The 23736-nt window shown below is 38.7% G+C and carries 14 protein-coding genes; 2 read left to right on the forward strand and 12 right to left on the reverse strand.

Going from position 1 to position 23736, the window contains the following annotated elements; all coding sequences use genetic code 11:
• Nucleotides 1-479 precede the first annotated feature (479 nt).
• Nucleotides 480-3419, forward strand: coding sequence for a PVC-type heme-binding CxxCH protein (locus ADICYQ_RS23275; RefSeq protein WP_020889335.1), 2940 nt, complete (start codon nucleotides 480-482; stop codon nucleotides 3417-3419).
• Nucleotides 3420-3569: 150 nt separating this feature from the next.
• On the opposite strand, the gene ADICYQ_RS23280 is transcribed toward ADICYQ_RS23275, so the two are convergent.
• From ADICYQ_RS23280 to ADICYQ_RS23330, 12 genes are all read right to left on the reverse strand, one after another.
• Complete coding sequence (locus ADICYQ_RS23280) at nucleotides 3570-5069, reverse strand: BNR-4 repeat-containing protein (RefSeq protein ID WP_020889336.1); 1500 nt, start codon at nucleotides 5067-5069, stop codon at nucleotides 3570-3572.
• Nucleotides 5070-5118: 49 nt separating this feature from the next.
• A complete protein-coding gene (locus tag ADICYQ_RS23285; protein ID WP_040417870.1) occupies nucleotides 5119-6537 on the reverse strand; it encodes a SusD/RagB family nutrient-binding outer membrane lipoprotein in 1419 nt (472 codons plus the stop codon).
• Nucleotides 6538-6557: 20 nt separating this feature from the next.
• Complete coding sequence (locus ADICYQ_RS23290; protein ID WP_020889338.1) at nucleotides 6558-9953, reverse strand: SusC/RagA family TonB-linked outer membrane protein; 3396 nt, start codon at nucleotides 9951-9953, stop codon at nucleotides 6558-6560.
• Between the two features lie 158 nt (nucleotides 9954-10111).
• Nucleotides 10112-11203 (reverse strand): FecR family protein, encoded by a 1092-nt coding sequence (locus ADICYQ_RS23295; protein WP_020889339.1) that lies wholly within the window; start codon nucleotides 11201-11203, stop codon nucleotides 10112-10114.
• Nucleotides 11204-11349: 146 nt separating this feature from the next.
• On the reverse strand, nucleotides 11350-11526 hold the full coding sequence (locus ADICYQ_RS30515; protein ID WP_020889340.1) for a sigma-70 family RNA polymerase sigma factor: 177 nt from the start codon (nucleotides 11524-11526) through the stop codon (nucleotides 11350-11352).
• A 14-nt stretch (nucleotides 11527-11540) separates the two neighbouring features.
• Complete coding sequence (locus ADICYQ_RS23300; RefSeq protein WP_020889341.1) at nucleotides 11541-11951, reverse strand: RNA polymerase sigma factor; 411 nt, start codon at nucleotides 11949-11951, stop codon at nucleotides 11541-11543.
• A gap of 402 nt (nucleotides 11952-12353) precedes the next feature.
• Nucleotides 12354-14045: a RagB/SusD family nutrient uptake outer membrane protein gene (locus ADICYQ_RS23305; protein ID WP_020889342.1), complete on the reverse strand. Its 1692-nt coding sequence runs from the start codon at nucleotides 14043-14045 to the stop codon at nucleotides 12354-12356.
• A gap of 30 nt (nucleotides 14046-14075) precedes the next feature.
• Entirely contained in the window at nucleotides 14076-17159 is a 3084-nt protein-coding gene (locus tag ADICYQ_RS23310) for a SusC/RagA family TonB-linked outer membrane protein (RefSeq protein WP_020889343.1), read from the reverse strand.
• 614 nt (nucleotides 17160-17773) lie between these two features.
• Entirely contained in the window at nucleotides 17774-18643 is an 870-nt protein-coding gene (locus ADICYQ_RS23315) for an aldo/keto reductase (RefSeq protein ID WP_020889345.1), read from the reverse strand.
• Nucleotides 18644-18898: 255 nt separating this feature from the next.
• Nucleotides 18899-19591: an SGNH/GDSL hydrolase family protein gene (locus ADICYQ_RS23320; RefSeq protein ID WP_020889346.1), complete on the reverse strand. Its 693-nt coding sequence runs from the start codon at nucleotides 19589-19591 to the stop codon at nucleotides 18899-18901.
• Between the two features lie 13 nt (nucleotides 19592-19604).
• Entirely contained in the window at nucleotides 19605-20528 is a 924-nt protein-coding gene (locus tag ADICYQ_RS23325; protein ID WP_020889347.1) for a patatin-like phospholipase family protein, read from the reverse strand.
• Nucleotides 20529-20549: 21 nt separating this feature from the next.
• A complete protein-coding gene (locus tag ADICYQ_RS23330; protein ID WP_040417959.1) occupies nucleotides 20550-21287 on the reverse strand; it encodes a DUF6503 family protein in 738 nt (245 codons plus the stop codon).
• Nucleotides 21288-22342: 1055 nt separating this feature from the next.
• Between ADICYQ_RS23330 and ADICYQ_RS23335 the strand changes: the two genes are divergently transcribed.
• Nucleotides 22343-23701, forward strand: coding sequence for a NarK family nitrate/nitrite MFS transporter (locus ADICYQ_RS23335; RefSeq protein ID WP_020889349.1), 1359 nt, complete (start codon nucleotides 22343-22345; stop codon nucleotides 23699-23701).
• Nucleotides 23702-23736 lie beyond the last annotated feature (35 nt).

Consider the following 23736-nt stretch of genomic DNA (forward strand, 5'->3'; position numbering starts at 1 on the left):
TTAATTCTAATTAAATAAAATTTAAACTGATATTTTTTAGCATTCACCCAAGTCTTATTTATGGTTTTAAATCAATATTTGGGAATTAAATACAGAATAATTCGAGAGAAAACAACTCTTCTACTGGACTCAAAAAGCAGGTTTCATTAGTTGCAGTGGTATTTTAGAAAAAAGATCAAAATAGGCAATTATCTTCTATTTCATTAGGGGTTCACTTCTTGAAAAATGCCAGGATAGGCTACTAAAAAAGCTGTTTCTTCATCTGATTTTACCCAATTAATGGATTAATTTTTCTCTCAAACCATTTAAGCTTCATCTATTTCCGTTCATCAACAAAAATTAAAATATGTTTTATGTAGCTTGACAAAACTTTCGATTGATAACTTTTTTTTATACTTTTAGTGTATTCTGTAAAATATCATATAATCAAAAGAATACATCAATAGAAGTAACAAAATAACCCATAATTTTAAATTAAAATGCAAAAAATATTGTTAAATCTAACTCCTGTCATTTTACGAAAAGGACTTTTTGGTATGACAATCCTCAGCCTCTCTTTGTTTACAATAGCTTGTAAAGAAGAGGTAAAGGAAGAACCATTTTCTCTTGGTGAGAAATATTTCTCAGAAAGCACCCAGCTTTATTTACCCAATGATTTGGAAGCAACGCTATGGGCGGAATCTCCTCAATTTTTCAATCCTACCAATATGGATGTGGATGCAAAAGGGAGAATTTGGGTAACTGAAGCACTTAATTACCGAATGTTTCGGAATGACCCGAACATATTCAAACACCACGAAGAAGGTGATAGAGTAATGATACTGGAGGACAAAGACGGAGATGGCGTGGCAGAAAGCTCCAAGGTTTTTGTTCAAGACAAGGATTTGACTGCGCCTCTTGGTATTTCAGTGATTGGAAACAAGGTAATCGTTTCAAGTGGCCCTTCCGTAATCATTTATACGGATGAGGACGGAGACGACAAGCCAGATAACAAAGAGGTGTTTTTAACAGGTTTTGGTGGATTTGACCATGACCATGGTTTGCATGCTATGATAGCAGGACCCGATGGAAAATATTATTTTAACGCAGGAAATGCTGGACCGCATATAGTAACCGACAAAAGTGGCTGGACCTTGCGTTCGGGTAGTCTTTACAATGGAGGTTCTCCCCATATGATTGACAACGAACCGGGCATGGTCAGTGATGATGGCAAAGTATGGGTTGGCGGAATTGCCATGCGGATTAATCCTGATGGCACCGGCCTCAAAGTATTGGGTCATAACTTTAGGAATTCTTACGAATTGGCACTGGACTCTTACGGGAATATGTGGCAGAATGACAATGATGACGATGGCAACAAAGGCGTCAGGGTTTCTTGGCTAATGGAAGGTGGAAATATGGGTTACTTCAATCCTGATGGATCAAGAAAATGGCAAGCAGATCGTCGTCCTGGTCAAACTACTGCAATGGCCCATTGGCATCAAGAGGACCCGGGAGTAATACCTTTTGGGGACAATACAGGTTCAGGTTCTCCAACAGGAATCACCTTTTATGAAAGTGATTTAATGGGAGAAAAATACCAGGGAACACTCCTGGCAAGTGAAGCAGGTAGAAATGTAATACTGGCTTACAAACCAGAACCTACGGGTGCTGGCTTTGCCATGAACCGACATAATTTAATCACTTCTCTAAAGGAAGAGGATGTAGAAGATGCAAAAAGCAGGGCTACAGACGAGGACAAAACCAAATGGTTTCGCCCTAGTGATGTGCTAGTAGGAACAGATGGTGCCATCTATGTTGCAGATTGGTACGATGGTATGGTGGGTGGCCATCGAATGATCGACAGTACTGGATATGGAAGAATTTACAGAATTACTCCTAAAGGAAAGAATTTACCTAAACCTACCATCGACCTATCCACTACACAGGGACAAATAGCTGCTTTGATAAACCCTGCTGTCAATATACGTAATGCGGGCTTTGCCTTACTGGCAAAACAAGGCAGCCAGGCCGTTGAAGAAGTGAAAGAAGTATTGAATGATAAAAACCCTTACCATCAGGCAAGAGCCATCTGGCTGTTGTCCAATATGGGTACTGAAGGCATTCAAGCTGTAGAAGACCAATTGGAAGCAAACAATCCTGACTTGCGATTAACCGCTTTCAGGGCATTGAGACAGGTTAAAACGGATATCTTACCTTATGCTAGCAAATTGAGTTCTGACCCCTCTGCAGCGGTACGTCGGGAGGTGGCTGTGGCCATGCGGGACATGCCTATGAATGAGGTGAAAGACATTTTAATTGAATTGGCATCTCAGCATAAAGGCGAGGATCGTTTTTATGTTGAAGCGCTTGGTTTAGCCATGGATGGAAAAGAAGAAGAAATCTATACTGTCCTTAGTCAGGAATTGGGAGCAGAACCACTAGACTGGAGCGCAGGATTTGAAGACCTTACCTGGCGTTTGCATCCAAATCAAGCGATTAATGGTTTAAAAGACAGGGCTATATCTCAACAGTTAACAGATGCACAGCGCAAAAAAGCTGTAACTGCACTTGGGTTTATCAATGACCAAGCGGCCGTGAATGCCATGCAAGAAATTGCCGCCAGCGATATCGCAGGTGTTAAAGACCAGGCTTTGTGGTGGTTGAGATACAGAAGAAACAATGATTGGAATGAATTTGCCATAGACATCCCTGAATTGAAAGCCAATCTCAGTCCGGAAATCCAGAAAGATATGTTGGCATTCAAAGCCACACTGGAAAATACGAGTAGCTCAAAAGCAGATAAAGTCAAAGCTGCCGTAGCCATGGCCAAAGACAAAACCGGAGGCTTTATGTTGCTTGGGCTGGCAGAAAAAGAAGCCCTTTCTGCAGATTTAACAGCAGAAATCAGTACAGTGATTTTCCAAAATCCAGAACAAGCCATCCGAGTGTTGGCAGGAGATTACTTTACTAATCCTACTGAATCCAGCCCATTGGCATTGTCCGATATTAGTGCTATAGAAGGAGATGCTGCCAAAGGGAAACAGGTTTTTATGGGCAAATGTGCTACCTGCCATCAAGTTGGCGAGGAAGGCCGAAACATTGGACCTAACTTGAGCATGATTGGCGCAAAATTAGATCAAAACGGCTTATTTGATGCCATCACCAACCCTAGTGCTGGAGTAGCATTTGGTTATGAAATGTGGTTGATCACCTTAAAGGATGGCACAGTAGCTTCTGGATTCCTTCAGGCAGATGGGCCAATCGTGGTATTAGAAGGATTGCAAAATGAAGTATACAATATACAAGCAAGTGATATTGCTTCAAGGAAAAGATTTGCAACCAGCATCATGCCAAAACCTTCTGAATTAAAGATGAACGAAACAGATATTTCAAACCTTACTGCTTATCTAGTAGGCTTGAATTCTGAGACCAATTAAGTTTCACAATCACTTATATATTAGCAGTTTAATAATAAAAAATCACCAATCTTTCCAAAGTCATTTGACTTATAGAAAGGTTGGTGATTTTTATTTGTTAGTCTATTCTGAAATAGCTGAATGAAACCTTATCGTAATCTTTTTAAAGGTTTATTTACCCAACTTTATCTTTTTTGCGTCCATCTTTTGAGGTAGCATAGACACATTCCCTTCTTTGTCACTAATAAACAAACGTGATTCTGAAGATTGTCTTCCATGACCATCTGCCCAAATCGCATAGAAATCAGGATGCACATTTATAGGCCTTCTGGCATAGGTATGATTATAAGGGCTATCCTTTGTTAGCTGTTTTTCCATTGTCCATGATTTACCTTGATCAACGCTTTTCCATAAAGCAATTTCTCCACCAGGATTAAAAGGTTGCGGACCAACTTCTGTAGGAGCTATCAAACGCCAGGTACCATCTTCCTCAATAAATAGAGAACCCATGTCATAATTATTATCAGAAGTGGTTACATCATTGATCAGCCATTTTGAACCATCCCATCTGGCAGTTCTCCAGGTTCTTGGTCCATTCTGAGGTCCTGCTTCAAATCCCTTAGAGGTAATGTATAGAATTACGGGTCTGTTGTCCTTATCATACGTAATGTCCTTCATGTAAACATTAAGGTCTTCATCATAATAATTATGAATCAAGGCAGCATTTTCAATTGTCGTCAGCGGTAAGTCCAGAGAAGTACCATCTGCTGCCCTCCACGTTTCACCCAAATCAGGAGATTCCACATAATAAAGATTGGTTCGCCAATTTAACCCCATTTTCTCCTCTGTATCTGGGTGGAAGTTAAAAGCGGAACCCACTACCCCATCTCCTACAGCACTTATTTGGTAATGCCCCTTTTTAATGGCTGCAATGCGTTTCCATTCTGACCAATTCTCCCCGTCAGGACTGGACATAAAACAAATGGTACGGTCAGCTGGATAATTGTAGCGCGTAAAAAAACTTACGAATCCCTTGTCAGGAATATTCCAGGTTTGCATATAAGAGAAATTATCCAAGGGTACTTTTTTACCATCCTCTAACTTAGTCGCGTCCACCACTTCAAACGCATCAATATTATAAGGCTCCAGGCTTTTATGAATATAAGATGGCCTTGAGGTACCATGTGAGGTGGAGAACAAATAGATGTACCCATCCTTATCTATTGAAATTATTGGATTGTCATGCGCATCAATTGTTTGTTTGTCCAATACCAAGGTTGGTTGGGGTATCTCTCCCGTTGCATGATCATAATAGGAAATCATATGGTATAAGGTAGAGTTTTCCGTATCTGTACCCCCATAACAAAAGAAGGTTTTGTCCACCTCTTTGCGATAAATAGCAATAGGATTATGTTTGGCAGTATAAGTTCCTAGTCCACCACTGTATTTGAATTTATACTCATTGTCTAATGGTTGGTTCATGTACCAAATACCTCTGTAACCGTCCATTTTTTTATTGATCAATACACCTTCATGGTGTTGCAAATCAGTGTGTAATTTGGCGTTGTCTTTCTCTTCTTGTTGGTCATTTGCCTTGATCTTCTTTTGTCCCGTACAATGGATAAATACCAAAGAAACCAAGATCAAAAGGAAAATTGATGGGTTTTTCATGTGTTTTTTATTAATAAATTATACAATATAATGCTGTGTTTAAAATAATTTAAGGTTTTGCCCACCATACTGGCAATTCATAAATCGTCTGATCATTGATTTCTGATGGGGTATTTGCATTCCTATTCACCTCAGAAGGTGGATAGGGCAACCTTAAAGGTGTTCCTCTTGGGTCATTCATTTCAGGAATACCTGTCCTCCTATAATCGTTATAAGCTTCGATGGATTGGAACATCCAAAAGGAAATATTCTTCTGTCCAATAATATGGTTCAGTGTTAAATCACTTGCGCCAGGAAAAACCGAACCCTGACTTAAATAGGAATCAATTTCATCTTCTGAAATACCTGATCTTCTGCAGGAGGCCTCTACCGCTTCCTGATAGGCGGCATAGGCTTCATCCTGCATTCCTAATCTTAATTTTGCTTCCGCTTCTAAGAACTTCATTTCATCATAAGTAATCATTGGCTGAGGGGCTTCGTCAAAGAGAACAGTAACCGTAGATGGTGCTGAATATACGGCGTGTGATTGATCTGATTGCGATGCTCCAGTTGGAGCACCAACAAATTCACCATTTATTCTGGTAAACCACCTGTTTGCCCTGGGGTCAGTAAATCCGGGATCGTTAAAACTGTTTACCAAGTCAAGAAATGTTTGGCTAATAGCATAAGTTTGCTCGGATTTTTGCCAACCTGCCCAAGGATTATCATTCGTATTTCCAGAAAGGTAACCGTCAAAAATCATCCCTTCATCCTCAGATTCAAAAGCATTTTCCAGTGCATTCAAGACTTCTTGTGCAGAAGCTTCAGGTTGAATATTACTCAATCTGTTGTGAAAACGAGCTTTCAAGGCATAGGCGGCTTTTTTCCACATTTCAGCATTTCCACCATAGACCAAATCAAACCTTGAAATATTCCCTATGGATTCCCTATCCAAGTCAACAATGGCCTCATCCAGTAAGTTTTGCAAAAACGCATATATGGTTTCCTGTTCATCAAAAATAGGTGAACGATTCAGGCTTCCCTGATTGGCCTGAGAATGAGGCATCTCACCAAAAAAATCAGTCCCTACACTTAGCGTATAGGCATACAATACTTTTGCTATACCCACGGCCTGGTATTGACCTTCCTCATTACCTCCAACTGAGCCCTTTGCGATAATGGTTTTTAAATCCTTCAGTGTATAAAAAGTACTGTTCCATACATTGTCATTTACATTGAAGGGCATTCTTGGGTTCAAATGCACATTGGTATTGTGCTCTACAAAGAAACAAGCATATTCTCCCCCTCCATCTCCGGCAACTCCATGAATGGTACTTATCGTAGCCTGTGGTAAAAGTAGGCTGATCGGGACATCGACTGAGGCATTCGGATTCGTATTGATCTCATCCAAAATATCCTCACTGCAAGAAACCAGTAGTCCTGCAACCAAAACAACTAATGTGAATTTAATTTGATTTATATATTTCATGACAATTCTGTTTTTTGGGTTTAAAAATCAACTCTTATACCACCACCGAAACTCTTGGTCTGAGGATATGAATTGTAAGATTCAGCTTCTGAAGTATTGAACATCTCCGGATCAAAATGGGGCATGGCTGCACTCAATAACAAGTTCCTACCAATTGCAAATACAGAAGCGTTACGGATAAAGGTATTCTCCAACCAGCTGACAGGTAACCTGTAGTCCAATCTTAATTCCCTTAATCGAACAAAGGTTGCATCATACACATTCGCTTCGCTTATTGGATCATCGTTTACTCTGTAAAAATCGAAACCTTTTTGTATAGTCACATTATTATCCCCTTCTACAACAAGGTTTCCTTGGTCATAATATCCCATTTTACCAGGAAACACTTGGTCAGCTTCTCTATTTTCTGTCTCACTGAGAATGCCGTATAATTTTCCTAATCGGTTATAACCTGAAGAAACTTTACCGCCCTGTCTCCAGTCCAATTGTGCCGAAACGGAGAAGTTTTTAAAGGTGAAACTATTGATGAAACTCATGTCAAAATCTGGCTGCGCACTCCCCAAAATGATTTGACTAGTAGACCTTAATGGCATGCCATAAAGTGGATTAACATTTCCATTCGAAAGGGTGGGTCGGCTATCAACCACTATTTCTCCACTAGCAGGGTCCCTAGCATATCCAAAACCTCTCAGGGAAGGGTATTCTTCGCCTTCAACAGCGACCGAAGTAACCCTAAAACCTCCCAATTCTAGCTGGTCGATACCTTCTGCCAAACTTACAACTCTATTGGTGTATGTGGTGAAGTTCGTGGTTAAATTCCAGGTGAAATTTTCAGTGGAAACAGGCGTTATATTAAGCATGATTTCATGGCCCTTTACACTCATCTCTCCAGCATTTCTCAATTCACTGGAATAACCAGTAGAAATAGCAATCGGTACCCTGTAAATCTGGCCATCAGATTTGGAATCATAATAGGTGTAATCCAATCCTACCCTATCATTGAAAAACCTCAAATCAACACCAATTTCAAATGTTCTGGTATTCTCTGGTTTTAGGTCAGAACTATTTAGGGCGTTACTAAGTGTAAAAGCATTCATTCCCTGGTAAGGAAAGGTGAAACCTCCTGTCGCTGAACCTGGGACGAAAAGAGTAGAGGTAGAAAAAATCGGACCTGCTTGCCCTACTTCTGCTACACTTGCACGAAACTTTCCAAAAGTGAGGACTTTCTCCGAGCCTGGTATAAACTCAGTAAACACTACTCCTGTACCGATAGAAGGGTAGAAAAAGGAACGATTCCCACGAGGCATGTTGGAGACTATGTCATTCCTACCTGTTGCATTTAAAAAGATCGAGTTTAGCCATGATAATGAAAGGTTACCGTAAAAACCAACTACCCTGCTTCTGGACAGGTATTCATTGGTCGTTTGAACAGCAGTATTTGAAATATGATGAAAACCCCCGATCACCAAATCAGAACCGTTACTAGAGATAGAATTACTTCTAATATCATATATTTCATTCCCTACCAGGAAATCCATATTAAAATCATTCCCAAAATCCTTTTTAATATTTAGGTTTAAATTTGAATTGATCTGCCTTTGGTTGGACATACTGTTTGAGATACTTCCTCCACTTGGTGGATCGGTTCTACCACTACCTGAACCTTTCTCAACTACGTTTTTATATTGAGTAGTAAACTCATCTAATCCAACCCTATAATTGATCGATAACCAATCCAGTGGTTCGTAATTGAAGCTAAGGTTACCAAAAGTCCTTGAGGTTCTATTTTCAGAATAATTATTTTCCAAAGCCCAATAAAAATTATCATGTTGGCCCCTGAAATTGATTTGTTTGTAAGGATCTCCAGGTTCATGAGTAGGTTTACCCTTTAAATTATAGGACGGTGGAATGGCAAAGGTTCCCCACCAAGGTAAATCTGTGCCTTCAATCAAATTGTTTGAGTAATTAAAAGAAGTGCTAACTTTTAGCTTATCTGTCAAGTCGTATCCACCAGCCGCTTTTATGTTCATCCTTTGCATTCCCGTATTTTTCAATATCCCATCTTGGTTGGCGATACCCATATTGATGGCATAATGCCCTTTATCCAAGGCATTGGAAATTGAAAGATTGGTATTAGAAGTTCCTCCTGTTCTGAACAAATCTCCTACATTATCATAAACTGCGGCCTCCTCTAATTCTCCCAACTGATTTGTATAGGTTCCCATTTCATCAATTCTAGGGCCCCAGGAAAATGCAGAAAATGGACTGAATACACCTCTCTCACCTTGCCCATAAGTGCTTTGAATATCAGGGACTCTTGAAAGTTGGTCAAAATTAAAATTGCTTTCCAGAGTGACCGTCGGAACTCCTTTAAGTCCACCTTCGCCTTTCTTTGTCTCGATTACAACCACTCCATTTGAGGCCCTCAATCCGTATAATGCCGCTGCTGTTGGTCCTTTGAGCACATTCATGGATTTAATATCATTTGGATTGATATCAATGGTTCTACTTCCGCTTGAAATGGGGAGCCCATCTACTACATAAAGTGGTTCATTGTTCCCAACAAATGATCGGCTGCCTCTGATGTTGATTTTAGAAGTACTTCCTGGTGCGCCAGAACTTTGTTTAACGATGACCCCTGCAATTTTTCCTTGAATACTATTGACCAGATTGGTATTTCCAACAGCAGAAAGTTTATCCCCTTCTATTTCTTGAACAGCATAACTCAACGATTTTTTCTCTTTCTTTATTCCAAATGCAGTTACCACCACTTCTTCCAAAGAACTTTGGTCTTCCTTCATCTGCACATTTATAGCATTTGAATTCCCTACAGTTATGCGCTGACTTTCAAATCCCACAAATGAATAAATCAATACAGACCCTTCCTCTACATCCAGAGAATAATCCCCATTGAGATCAGATACGGTACCAATACTCGAGCCTTCGATAAGAATAGTGACACCAGGCATTGGCAGTCCTTTTTCATCGGTCACCTTGCCTGTAATTTCCGCATATAACTCAGCTACCGCTACTTTATGGCTGAACTGATTGCTATTTGATTTCTGAACATGGATATTTTGATTGATCTGTTTAAATTCCAAACCGGTCTGGGTGGAAACCCCTACCAGGAAGTCGTAAATACTTTGGTTGGATTGCTCGATAAAAACTTCAGGAAGATTTCTGATTTCTTTATGCAGATAAACAAAATTAAATTCCGAGGCCGCTTCTATTTTGGAAAATGCTTCCTTTACAGAAACCCCATTCAAGGATAACTGAACTTTGACTTCCTCAATACTTTTAACTTGTGCGCTTCCTTCTCTTGCTGAAAGCAGCCCTAAAGACAAGCATTGCAAAAGAAAGGCAAAAGCAAATAGTTTGGTCATGCGAATTACATGGCTTAGTATAAGATTTTTCATACATTTTTGGGTTTATTATGACTTTGTTAATTGTTTGGATAAATGGAAATAATGGTCAAATTACTTCACATCACTACTTTTTTCCCATTTGGAACATTCTGAGTAGCTCCAATTGTAATTGTTTTTATCACACATTTTTTTTTATTATTTAATTGATTTTAGAATGTAACTTTTACAATTTCTCCTGCTATAGTGTATTCAAGTTGCATGGTATGCATCAATCCGTCCATTACATTTTTAAGGGTCTCGTTCTGAAATTTACCCGAGATATAAAGGTCTGGACCTGGTTCATTTTCAAATTTAAAAGATACCCCGTACCAATTCTCCAATGTCCTGATGGCTTCCGGTAATGAAGTGTTATCAAACACAATCATTTTTCTGGTCCACCCAAGCACTTCATCATCGTCAAATTCAATTCTATTGATAGCTCCTTCCTTTAGTGGGATACTTAATATCTCCCTTTCATTTAGAAAAATGCTGTCTCGACCTATCATTGGAGTCCCTACCGCTACTTTTCCGGTGATCAAGGAAATAATTAAATCCTCCTCTTCATAAGCCTTAATATTAAAAGTGGTACCAATTGCAGTGGTACTTATCTCCCTAGTGGTTACTGTAAAGGGCTTTTCCGGGTCTGGATGAACATCAAAAAATGCTTCTCCTTTCAGGTATACTTCTCGCCTGTTTTCAGAAGGGTTTTCTTTGTACTTTAAAATACTACCCGCATTGAGCAAAACCTTTGTACCATCATGAAGCTTAATGCTGGACTTCACGCCAGGAGGGGTCTGATAGGTCTTATATGAAATAGCATTTAATGGATCAGTAGCCTTATCAACCAGAATGGTCTTAAACAAAATAAATCCCACCCCAATTGAGACCAATAAAATAGCGGCAATTTTAAATAAGAATTGAATTGACAGTGTGAGGTGCCTGTTTTTATTTTTTGAATTGTCTTCAGCAAGAGAAGAATTTTCGGGTATATTGCTCCCTTCCAATGGATTTAAATCAGCTAAACTGCTCTGCGTATTGATATTGTCCCACATCTCTTTGAACTCAGAGGACTGAAGAGGATATCGATCAGAAAACAATTCTATAAGTATTTCTTTGGCCTGATCTACCCCTTTGCTCAAAGTTGGGTTTTCAAAAAGGTAATTTTTCCAAATCCTATCAGCGTCAGGATTAGGTTTCAGCACCCATTCCCTGAATTCAGGATTCAAGATTAATTCTTTTACGGTCTCGTTAAAATTGTTCATCCCAGTACATTTTCAAAGACATGTGTCAGCAAATGCACTTTTCTATCCTTCTTTAATAAAAAATTTTATGTTTTTTTTAAAAAATGTTTATTCCACAGATTAATGATAAGGACAGATGGGGAATAAAATGATAAATTAAAGGGGTATCAAAGCATTAAAAAAAACAATAGAAGGGCAAAGTATTTTCGAAGATTCCCAATGGCCTTCCATGTAAGTGTATAAACAGATTGCACCGTGATTCCCATAATCTTTGAGACTTGTTTATGAGAAAGGTTTTCAAAAAAAACATGTGTAATTACTTCTTTCTGCCTGGTAGGAAGCAAATTTAAAGCAGCCTTTAACCTAGAGCTGTTTTTTCCTCAATAAAAAATTCTTCATCAACTTGATCATCATGGCCCTGAGTGTACAATGCATCAAAACCGATTAACTGTTCCTCTTGCTTTCTTTTAATAGTTCTATTTATTTCTTTCCTGACCTTATTGGATAGAGATCTAAAAATATACATTTTAACATGATTTACCTCTCTCTTATTGTCCCTGTATTTCCAAATGTCAATAAAAAGGTCCTGAATACAATCCTTAACTAAATCCCTATCTGGCTTAATGCTCAATCCAAAGGCCATTAACTCGTAAGCAAACAGGCTGAATAATCCTTCTAAAGCTGATTTATCACCGGCCATTATCCTAACCCAATATTCCTCTTCTTCAGTTTTATTATTAGACCGATTATTTTCATTGAATCCGGTCATATATAAGTTGGTTAAATCTTTTTTTGAACATAAAAACCTAATTTAATTTATTTTTTTCCAAAAAAAATCATAATATATGATCGGAATATTTCAAGTTTTATTTGCCATAAACAGAAGATAACTTTGAATAGCTCCCCTCTTACTCCTTCTTTTTCAAGGTTAATCTTTTATTCTATTCATTACGAACATGTATCAAAAACAAATCAGGACAGCTAATCAACTTCCTATTTTCCCTATCAGCATTCTGATTATTTACAGGTAAGCAGATCATGTTTCATTCTAGCTATAAACCATTAATTCCCCACAATTCTGGTTTAATTTACTTAGCCAGAATTATGGGGAATTGGATAAAACAATTGGATCAAGGTACTTTTCCCTTTGAATTCAAAATACAAACTACTTCTAGTAACCCGGATTCTGTTCAATCAATGAATTTTGATCAATGACAATCTGTGGGATTGGAGCCAGGTAGTTCCAATCGTTGAATTGAGCAGGCTGAAAGAATTCTACAGAATAGGATTTCTCACCCGTGTCAAGATTTCTGGTTACATTCATCCTCATCCTGTCTTGACTTAAAACCTCTGTAGCAGTTTTCCAACGGCGGACATCAAAAAACCTAAACTCTTCAAAAACCAATTCTACTCTTCTTTCCTGCATTATTCGCTCCCATAGCTCATTCCCGCTTTCTGTGATCAAAGGCATTTCAACCCCTGGTCGTGATCTAACCATATTTACGTATTCTCTGGCAGTGGCTTCATCCCCCAACATAAACATCGTTTCGGCATAGTTCAATAATGTTTCACCATACCTAAACCAAATCCATGTTGGAGAACTGCTCCCTGCCTCATTGCTGGTACATCCACATTGCGACTCATCTATGAATTTCCTGATATAATAACTGGTTTCACTGGCATTCCAAGCTGATTCGAAACCATCAGGTGAATCTTGTCCGCCCGGAGTGAACGTTTCTATGGTTCGTTCTTTAAAGGGTGCCCCATCATATAAAATGGTATTATAAAAGCGAGGATCACGGTTTACATAAGGATCCTGTGGATCATATCCCGACCCCTCTTCTTCAATGTTTAACCCATTTTCCATCTCGAAATCATCTATTAGATTTTGCAAAGGATGAGAGTGTCCAAATCCTAACCAACCATTGGGGTACAGCAATCTTTCGACCAAGGCTTCAATGTCCACGTTGATGTTTTGGGGTCTTCCCCAAATAATCTCCTCCGTGTTGTACCCGCCTTCAACTGTAAACAAAGCCTTGTAATCATCATGCAATGAATACATGCCCATGTCAATAATGGCCTTAGAAGCATCCGCCGCTGCCTGCCATTTTTGTTGGTTATTTTCGGGATTATTCAATGGGCTTGCTGCATACAATAATGCCCTTGCTTTAATGGCCATGGCCGCCCCTTTTGTAACCTTACCGTCATTGGATGCATCATAATCCAGAGGCAAATCCGGAATAGCTTCATCTAATTCAGCGACAATGAAATCCATTATCTCATCATAGGTATTCCTTGCAACCCTGAATTCATCTCCCAAATTGAAAGGGGTAGTTATCAAAGGTACTCCGCCATAGTGGCTTATGAATTTGAAATAAGCATAAGCCCTTACCGCCTTCATCTCAGCCGATAATTCGGATTTAAGGTCTTCACTTATGGAAGACTCCTGGATTTTATCCAGGAAAATATTAGCCTGGTTAATGGGTTTCCAATAGGTCCAATCATTAGGTCCGGTCCAAACATCCATCGGCCCTAAATAGGATGATGAGGCATTGCCATTTATTATAATTTGAATATTGGAGGCAGAATTTCTAGAATTGGCCTCGTCGGTCATGTTTGCATAGGGCATAAACCGCCAACCATTCACGTTTTGAAAACCAAAAGGAATGTCTTTATAAGCTGCATTGGCAAATGCTTGGATCAAGGCGGCATCGTCCCAAACAGCTGCATCAGAATAGCTGTCTATGGGGGTCTTTTCAAGGACTTCAGTACAGGCACTTAAAATAACCGCAGAAATAATGCTTGTCAAATATATTGTCCTTCTTAATCTATTGTAGATGCTGGGTAGGATGGTATTTTTCATAACTTTTCTATTTAGAAATACAAAGGAGATTTAAAAAGTAACATTCAGACCAATATTGAAAACTCTTGTTTGTGGGTAAAAATTTCCCGTAGAGTAACTGAACCCCGCATGGGAACTCGCTTCTGGAGTACCTTCAGGGTCAAACCATTTAATGTCCGAAAGGGTAAAAAGGTTACTTCCATTCACAAATAGCATAAGGCTGCTCAATTTGAACTTACTCAGTAACTCCTCTGGCACTGAATAATCTACCTGTAAAGTTTTCAGGCGAAGAAAGGAAGCATTTTGCAACCAAAAGGTACTTGGCATTCCACTGACCTCACCTTCACCTGCGCCATCTTCCTGAGGAAGAATGGGATATTTAGAATCCATACTTCCTGGTGTATACCTATTCAGCAGTAATTCTCTCAAACTATTTTGGGTTGTTCTGGCATGTTTGTGAAAATAGGTCCAGGCCCTGGTTTGGCCAGCAAAATTGGCGAATAAGGAAAACCTTTTGTAGGCAAATGTTGTGTTAAAACCGAAGGTGATTTCCGGAATCACACCTCTATTTTGCCTGACCCTATCGGCGGCGTTAATGGTGCCATCTTCATTGACATCCCTGTATTGCAAATCGCCCACCTGGGTATTGGCCATGATGGGATTGGAATCTACCTCTTCCTGGGTTCTGAATATTCCAATGGACTCATAAAGCAATTGGGTGCCTATCATGGTACCTTCAGCTTTCTGATAATCTGGCATATCCTGTGGTTCACTGATGTCAACAATCGTATTTTTGGCATAGCCCATATTTCCTGACAAGGTATAGGAAAAACCATTGGAAGGGGAAACATTATTTCCATGCGTAAGAATTACTTCAAACCCTTGATTCTCTATAATTCCGATGTTTTCATCTGGAAGCACTAGTCCTGTATAAATGGGAACCTCTGTACTTCTTGCCGTTAAGATATTGGATCTTCTTTGTTTGAAAAAATCGACGCTTAGATCTAAAGCTCCACGCCACAAGGTGGCATCAAGCCCTATGTTAGCATTCTCCGACACTTCCCATGTAATGGCCTCATTGGGTGCCACGCCAGGCAATAAGACGGCCTGAGTTCCACCTCCAAAATGAGTACCTATTGGATTGAGGTTGTACATGGACATAAACTGAAATGGATTGATTTGATCATTTCCCATTTGCCCATAGGACACCCTTAATTTTAGATTGTCAATATTGGGGGAGCTTTTAAGAAATTCCTCTTCTGAAATTCTCCATCCTGCAGAAAAACCGGGGAAAAATCCCCACCTTCCACTTTGTGGAAAGGCATAAGAGCCATCATATCTCAAATTGGTTTCGAAAAGGTATTTTTCTTTGTAATTATAATTGATCCTTCCAAAAACATTTTGTCGCCCCCACTGTCTTCTGGTCCCATCAGCCACCATGTTTTCTCCACTACCTGCAAACAGTTCCTCTATTGAAGATGAAATAAATCCCCTTCTATAAGCCGTCATCGTTCTAAATTCCCCTTCCGCTTGTTCAAATGCCGCAAAAGTTTCTACCAGATGGTCTCCAAAGGCTTTTGAATATTTGATTTTAAAATGCATCAAATAATCCTTTTGCTTATTGAACACCTCCTGTAAGTCTGGCTGACTAACCTGACCTCCCTGCTTCTCCAAAAACACATCGTTTTCTGCATCATAATTATAAACCAGCCAAGTATCTCTCCATCGCTTACTTTCTGTGTACTCTTGTCTATAAGAAACGTAACCGTCCAAGCTTAATCCTTCTACCTGAGGAATGTTTAAATTAAAAGAAGGCTTTACGAATGTCCTGAATATATTATCTGAATAGTACCCACCTTCGCCTGCAAGATTAATAACAGGGTTTTCACCTGCATCACCGGGAAGAGAAGCAGGCAATCCGTTGGGATAAAATGCGGGAATCAAAGGACTTCCTTCTGTACCGAAACCTCCCAATACTGGTCTTTCTCTATTGTCCATCTCTCCGTTCAGATCAAGCCCAAAACGGAAATTATCAGTAATATCAACGTCTACATTGGTTCGCAAGGTAAAGGCATTGCTATCGTGAGCACCATTTTTTACAATACTGTTTTCATCAATATAAGATCCAGACATGGAATATCTGGCCTTTTCTGTACCTCCACGAACATTTAGATTGTGCATGCTTTGCGGTGTAAAGTCCTTAAATATGGTGCCTACCCAATCGGTATTGGGATAATTTAATGGATCTGTACCGTCCCTCATGGTCTGTATTTCCTGATCGGAATATAATGCTGGCAAATTCTGAATGGTGGTCCTGTATTGGTTTACATAATCTGCAAATTCCCATGAATTGGCCATTTCAGGAAGTCTGGTAGGTTGAGTGACTCCCTGATTAAAAGTATAACTGAAAACAGGTTTCCCAACGGCTCCTCGCTTAGTTGTGATTAAAATAACGCCATTAGCGGCCCTTGCTCCATATATTGAGGCCGAGGCATCTTTCAAAATAGAAACCTGTTCAATGTCATTTTGGTTTATCCTCTGCCAGGCACCTGTTTCATCAGGTACACCATCAATCACAATCAAAGGACTGGTATTGCCCGTAGTACTACGGCCTCTTATGAAAATTTGAGCATTGTTTTGCCCTGGCTCACCTGAACGGTTTAAGGTAGTAAGGCCAGGTAATAAACCTGATAATGAATTGGAAAGACTGGTTACCGGGGCTTTTTTGAGCATTTTTTCATCAGTACTGGCAATAGCACCAGTTAAAGTTGCTTTTCTTTGCTCACCATACCCTACGACTACCACTTCTTCCAAATCAGCGGTGTCCCCATCAAGGGAAACGTTGATTTTACTTAAGTTGCCAATAGTTACTTCCTTGGTTTCCATTCCTACAAATGAAAAAACCAAGGTCACTGCATTTTGGCTTACTGTAAATGAATAGTTTCCATCTACATCCGTAACAGTACCATTTGTTGTTCCTTTTTCCAGTATCGTCACTCCAGGCATTGTGATTCCTTCGCCGTTGGTGACATTTCCAGAAATTCCCCTGGAGCTTTGGGCTCTTAATCCTGCTGTAATCATTATGGTCATTACAAACAGTAAGAGGATCATCTTTTTGGTAATTGTGTTTTCCATATCATGATTGATTAAAGGTGAATAAAAATTTAGATACTTAAAGTAGAACTTATCTCTATTTCATTAATTTTAATTGGATTAGAAAGTGGTATTACAAATAAAATAGCGATAACGTTCTCGAAAACATAGCTAATACATTGTATAAGTTAAATTATTAGCACAGCATTTTTATATAATTGCATAATTACTTTTGTAATATGTCATATTTTAATAACTAAATGGCACCATAAAACAAAAGGACTTGATGGCGGATATTGAAACTGGCTAATTTAGTACCACAAAGAATCCTTTAATGAGCAAGAGGGTGGTAATCTTTACGCCAATTTGCGGGAACAATTAAAAAATGTATTTATCTAAATTAGGTTGCAAGAAATAAGGATAGTTGTGACCTATCCTTTGACTAAGAATTAACGGGCTTAAAAAAAACTGGTCAATAAAACCCAAAAAGGGTTCTTATTGACCAGTTAAAATATTCAATTCTGTATCGGGAAATTAGATTACACGACCACCTGTTTGCCACAAGTCAGCATTGCTACCTAACTTTTCTTTTAAAGGCAAAGTGATTTCATTCAAGTGATTTACCATGTCAGCAGTAAGCTTAACCTCCATGGTTTTTAAGTTTTCCTTACTTGATCCGCATTTCTACCACCAACAATTGGTGCAGCAACGCCTTTCTGTGCCAATAGCCAGGCAAGGCTCAAATTGCCCATATTGACATTGGACTCCTCAGCAAACTTCTTGATTTTATCAATGGTTTGGAAAGTCAATGCTTCGCAGCCTTCTTCCTGATGTCTTGACTGAGAGCGACCTTTATTGAAGTGTCGGGTTCTTGCCCTGTCATCAGGAACCTGCTCGGCAGAATCAAATTTACCGGTTAACAAACCTTGCATGATTGGTGAGTAACATAAAATCGGCACATTGTCTTCTACACATTGAGGAAGTATGCTAAATTCTATCGCTCTAAAAATCAAATTATAGGCCATCTGATTGCTACTAATGGTAAAGCCAGACTCCTTGCAAATGTCCAGGCTTTTGTTTCCGAAATTCGAAACGCCATAAGCCCTTATTTTTCCATCGTCTTTTAATTTTTGAAGTGCACCCATGGTATCCTCTAAAGGGATCTCAGGATTTGGCCAATGAAGCTGATAAAGATCAATATAATCTGTTTTAAGATTTTTTAATCCTCTTTCGCATGCCTTGATCACATCGTCGGGAAGAAAATCCTGAGGACCAACCTTAGAAGCGATAATCATATCTGATCTTTTGTCTCCTAAAGCTTCCGCTAAAAGATTTTCCGAAGCTCCGTTCCCATAAGCCTCAGCAGTGTCAAAGGTGGTAATACCATTGTCAAATGCTTCGCGCATGGCGTCCAATGAGTCCTTTTTATCCTGATGTCCCCAATTAAAACCTCCAACTACGGCCCAACAACCAAAAATCAATCTTGAAATTTCAAAATCAGTGTGGGGCAACTTATAATTTTCCATAATAACTAAAATTAATTTATTGTTGAAATAATATATCTTAATCAATCCACTCAGTAGTTTCGGGGTATTCTTACCTCTTATTAAAAAGATACAACTCAGCTACAGAGTGGTTCTTGTACAATTATTTTTGAGTTTTATGATTAACTTGAAACATGCTATTTTGAAGGTAAAACCTAATCAAAGAAACAGCATGAAATTAATGCTTCACAAGTTAGGCTTTATTTGAATTAGACTAAAAGAATTATGTGAATTTGCTTAATTCTTAGAAGCCATTCCCTGAATAAATCCCCCAATAAAAGCAGCTTGTTTCTTTCTCGTAGCTTCCCCAAAATGAACATGGTCAGCAAAGAGGTCATCACCAAGATTAAGTGTAAATTGATGTAAATCAATTATGGGAACATTTAATGCTTCGAAAACATTGTCTGCCACTTCATTATAGCTGGCCAAATCAGCTGCATACCTGTGAAAGGTTTGCTGTTTTGAATTGTGTTGAACATCGTCCACAGGAGTCGTTCTTACCCAAACCATAGGAATCCCTCTATCGGCGAGTAGATGATGAATCTGCTTCAGATTTTCTTTGTAGACTTCAATTTCTACCTGCTTTTTACCCGTTTCTATATCGGTTTTGATATCATGTAAACCACAATTGATTAACATGATATCTGGCTGAAATTCTTTCGATTTAAGCTTAGTTTTCAAATATGCCAAAACCATACCAGAATCTCCCCCATTGGCAAACTTTGGCCTTTCCCCATCCCCAGAATCATCTCCGGTTTCCCTTTTCCTATCATAGGAAAACTTACCTTTAAGGTATTGTTCCAGATAGGGGCCATATTGCATAGAAATACTGTCTCCAACAACAAATAGCTTAGGCTTAGATTCAAAACCATTGAAAAACAGACCTAGCCCCAATACTAAAACGAAAGAAATTTTAGATAACAACATCATAATTATAAAGGATTTACTTTTCCTGCCCCACTTCAATGCATTTGCAAACGGGGTTTTGCTCTCTGGCAAAATTCTTTCCCTGACGCCACCACTTCTTCATTTGATAGGGGTCAAAAATAAGTGAGTTCTCAGTAAGGGCTGCAGGAGGATAATAAAAATTCAATTTCACTTCCCGCTTATGGCTCAGCAACTCCCCTATTTTAATGTCATCACTACTGATCTGATCAAGCATAAAATCAAATGCCCTGGTAGTTAATTCCAAAGCATTTCGCACAGGTCTTTTAAGTTCTCTACCAGCCCGGGCTTTTAAAACGATTACATCTATCTCAGTTGCACCGCGATAAATGGCTTCAGAAATGGGGACCAAATCTGCAAAGCCTCCATCTGCATACTCACAACCATCCTTCTCCAACAAACTCATAAATGGAACAATATTGGAAGAAGCCCAAATCCATTCACAAAAATCTATATAAGAGCAATCTTTTAACCTTTTGTACTCTACGGTATTGGTACTTAAGTTGGATACAGTTACATAAACTTCTGCTTTGTTGTTTTGCATTCTTTCAAAATCCGCGGGAGTTATGATCTTTTTTATCAACTTGAAAAGATTTTTACTCTCTCCAAAAGTCTTCTTACCCTTTAAAAACATTTTGATCGTCCCAAAATGGTTGATTCGTGTCTTAAACACACCGCCATCCTTATAAACTATAAAAGGATTGGTACTAAAAATGGAGTCTTGTGTTACAGAGGTATATATCGCTCTAATTTTCTCAATCTCATTAATCGAAAGCAAAGGCACCAGTAAACTACCGGTGGATGTTCCTACAAATATGTCATAGTCAAAATTGCATTCTCTGATTAGGTATTCAGCAATCCCGCCTCCAAAAGCACCTTTGCTTCCTCCTCCGGATATTACCAATGCTCTTTTTTTATCCATTCTTTAAATTCTTGAAATAAATCATTTAACAAATTGAACCTCGATATCTTCTAATAGAATTTCAGACAAAAGCTCCAAGTTTCCATTTTTAAATAATTCGGCTAAATCCTCAACAGCAATGGACTCGTCTTCAGGTTTATAATTTTCATAATCCTGCAATATTAGACCTGAAACTTCGTGGGTATTGATCGCCTTTCTAAACCTTAAACCGCCACCATCTGTGTGGTAAGAATAAGCCAGGTAACCAATAAGGTGTGTCTCCTCATGGAACCAATATAAAAACTCGTCCTCAAAATCCTCACCCCCACCATTTTTTTTGAATGTCACTTTTACCAAGTGGTAATTGTTCCCTTCAAGCTCGTCCATGCCCATGTATTCCTTTATGACAGCTTCATCATTTAAACCGTATGGCAAAAATGCGAAATACGCTACAGAATTTACTGAATTGGTATAAGCGAGGCTATTTTTTTCAGAAAGATTAACTTTCTCTCCATCTATAGTCCGCGAAAAACCTTCCTGATTTAAAACATCCATTACACTGCCGCCATCTTCTACAAAAGAGCGTGAATACCTGAATGAATTTGGTGATTTGAATATTTCGTATTGCCTTTCTCTAAAGGTGAAATTTATTTGGGCAGATTTAAAGAGCTCTCCTCCATGCGCTTCAATCGACTGATTGATGATTTTATCTGATTCATTAGGGGCGCTACACCCCACAACTAAAGCGATGAAAAGCAGTGGATACAGATATTTTCTCATAGGTGGGAAACTCATTTTTTCAATTCCTGCAATTAATCTTAATATTAAACTTTTACGGTCAATTTTCATAACGATTCTTTATTTTAGAAAGGTTTGGTACCTGGCTTTAATGGTGATTTTGGTTAACGTGATGCAATTAGAATTGTTACCATTACCTATTCTTTCATTACAATACAAGTGACATCTTTCAGGTTTAAAGCTCGAAAAAGCTAGCTATTAAGTTTACACTCTTGATAAACCACACATAAAGGAATGAATTGTGGCTACCGATCTTTGCCCTATCTAAATACATGGCAAAATTGAAATGCCAGACCCAGAGATATAATTAAGCGATGGAAGCAGTACAAACAATCCGCCGATCGGGAATGCGAGTTCTTTAGCCTGTGCTTAAATTCCCTTAAGTTTCGCTTGCCAAATTACATCATTTTTTAATTAGCTAGTCTCGGACCTGGTTGGTGGTTAACCATGGATTACAGACACTCCATTTACAATTCTCCACAAGTACAATCTCTTTGCTAAGGTTCTCGACAAATTTCTTGAGCTCCACCTTAATTGAGCTTGGACCAAATAAATTCGAATGGTAATAAATTTTTTACGTATTTTTTTACGTATTTATACTTAATTTAAAAAACATGACTTATCTTAGTACTTTCTAAAACAAAAGTATTTAAGTATGTATCAAACCTTAGACACCAACAAGACCTCAAATTTATGGGGGAAATCTGAAGCAATTAGTGCTAATGGCATTATTAAATCAATAATCCCTAATGCATTGTGATTAGCAAATAAGAAAAATAAATTTCACGTATTTATACGTAAAATAGGGAAATTGTCATCTTTTTATTAGAAAGCCTTCAATTTCCATTATAAGTAAAGGGAGGTTGGAGTAATTCAGACAGAAGTTTGATCCCACCAATGCATTTAGTTATTCACTTTAAAGAAACCAAAAGGTTTAAATCAATTTGTGTAAGGAAATTCAATTTCTATTTCCGTTCCTCATAAACAGTCAATAAACCCTGCTACTACAATATTACCGGGCTTTTAAAAAACAAAATATGAAACCACAAACTAATAAAGCAACATCCATCAACCTATTAGATTTCAAGACACCTCAGATGCGTGCATTCCACCTTTCCTGGTTTGCCTTTTTTCTTTGTTTTTTTGGATGGTTTGGTATAGCCCCATTGATGGCCATAGTTAGGGATGAATTGAATTTGACTAAATCCCAAATAGGCAACATCATTATTGCCTCAGTATCAATTACAGTAGTAGCAAGGTTATTTATAGGTTGGTTGGTAGATCGTATTGGGCCACGAATAACCTATACTTACCTTCTGGTAATTGGAGCAATTCCTGTGATCTTAATTGGGTTGAGCAATAGTTATGAAAGCTTTTTGCTTTTTCGATTGGCCATTGGCGTCATCGGTGCTTCTTTTGTCATTACCCAATACCACACTTCCGTGATGTTTGCACCGAATATTGTAGGAACAGCCAATGCCACCTCCGCGGGATGGGGAAATATGGGCGGAGGTGTCACACAAATAATCATGCCGATCATTTTCGGTCTTTTCGTTTCCCTTGGCTTTATGGAAGCAAGTGCCTGGAGATATGCAATGATGGTTCCAGGTTTCTTTATGATTCTTACCGCCTTCGCTTATTACAATTGGACAACAGATTTTCCTGAAGGCAATATTAAGGACCTAAGAGAAAAGGATCCAGAATTTAATCTTAAAAAGAAAAACAATCAAAAAGGCAGTCTCAAAGAAGCCGTTTCAGACAAAAGAGTTTGGGCATTGTTCCTAATATATGGTGCATGTTTCGGTATTGAGCTTACCATAAATAACATCGCTGCCATCTATTACCATGACTTTTTTGATCTTGATTTGAAAACGGCAGGATTGATTGCTGGGTTGTTTGGATTGATGAATTTGTTTGCAAGGTCATTAGGCGGTTTTTTTGGTGATAAAGCAGGTATCAAATTTGGGCTTAGAGGCAGAGTAGCATTTCTAGGAATTGTATTGCTAATAGAGGGTATTGCTTTGGTAATTTTTTCTCAAATGACCATTTTGCCTTTGGCCATAGGCACCATGATTCTATTTAGTCTTTTTGTTCAAATGGCAGAAGGAGCCACCTTTTCAGTCGTTCCTTTTATCAATAAAAAGTCAATAGGGATGGTCTCTGGAATTGTGGGTGCCGGTGGTAATGTGGGAGCAGTAATGGCTGGTTTTTTGTTTAAAATGGAAGGCCTAAGCTACAGTGAATCTCTTTCCATTATGGGAATTGCAGTAACTGCTGTGAGTGCTTGCACCCTATTAATCAGGTTCTCCAAAGTAGATGAAAAAATTGCCCAGGAAGAGTTAGAAATGTCACTGGTACAGAAAGCAGCACTACAAGCGGAAATGGTAAACAGTTAAACCCAGCCCATGCAATGGCTCTTCTATTGCATAAA

Origin of the sequence: Cyclobacterium qasimii M12-11B (assembly GCF_000427295.1) — a bacterium.
GTDB classification, from domain to species: domain Bacteria; phylum Bacteroidota; class Bacteroidia; order Cytophagales; family Cyclobacteriaceae; genus Cyclobacterium; species Cyclobacterium qasimii.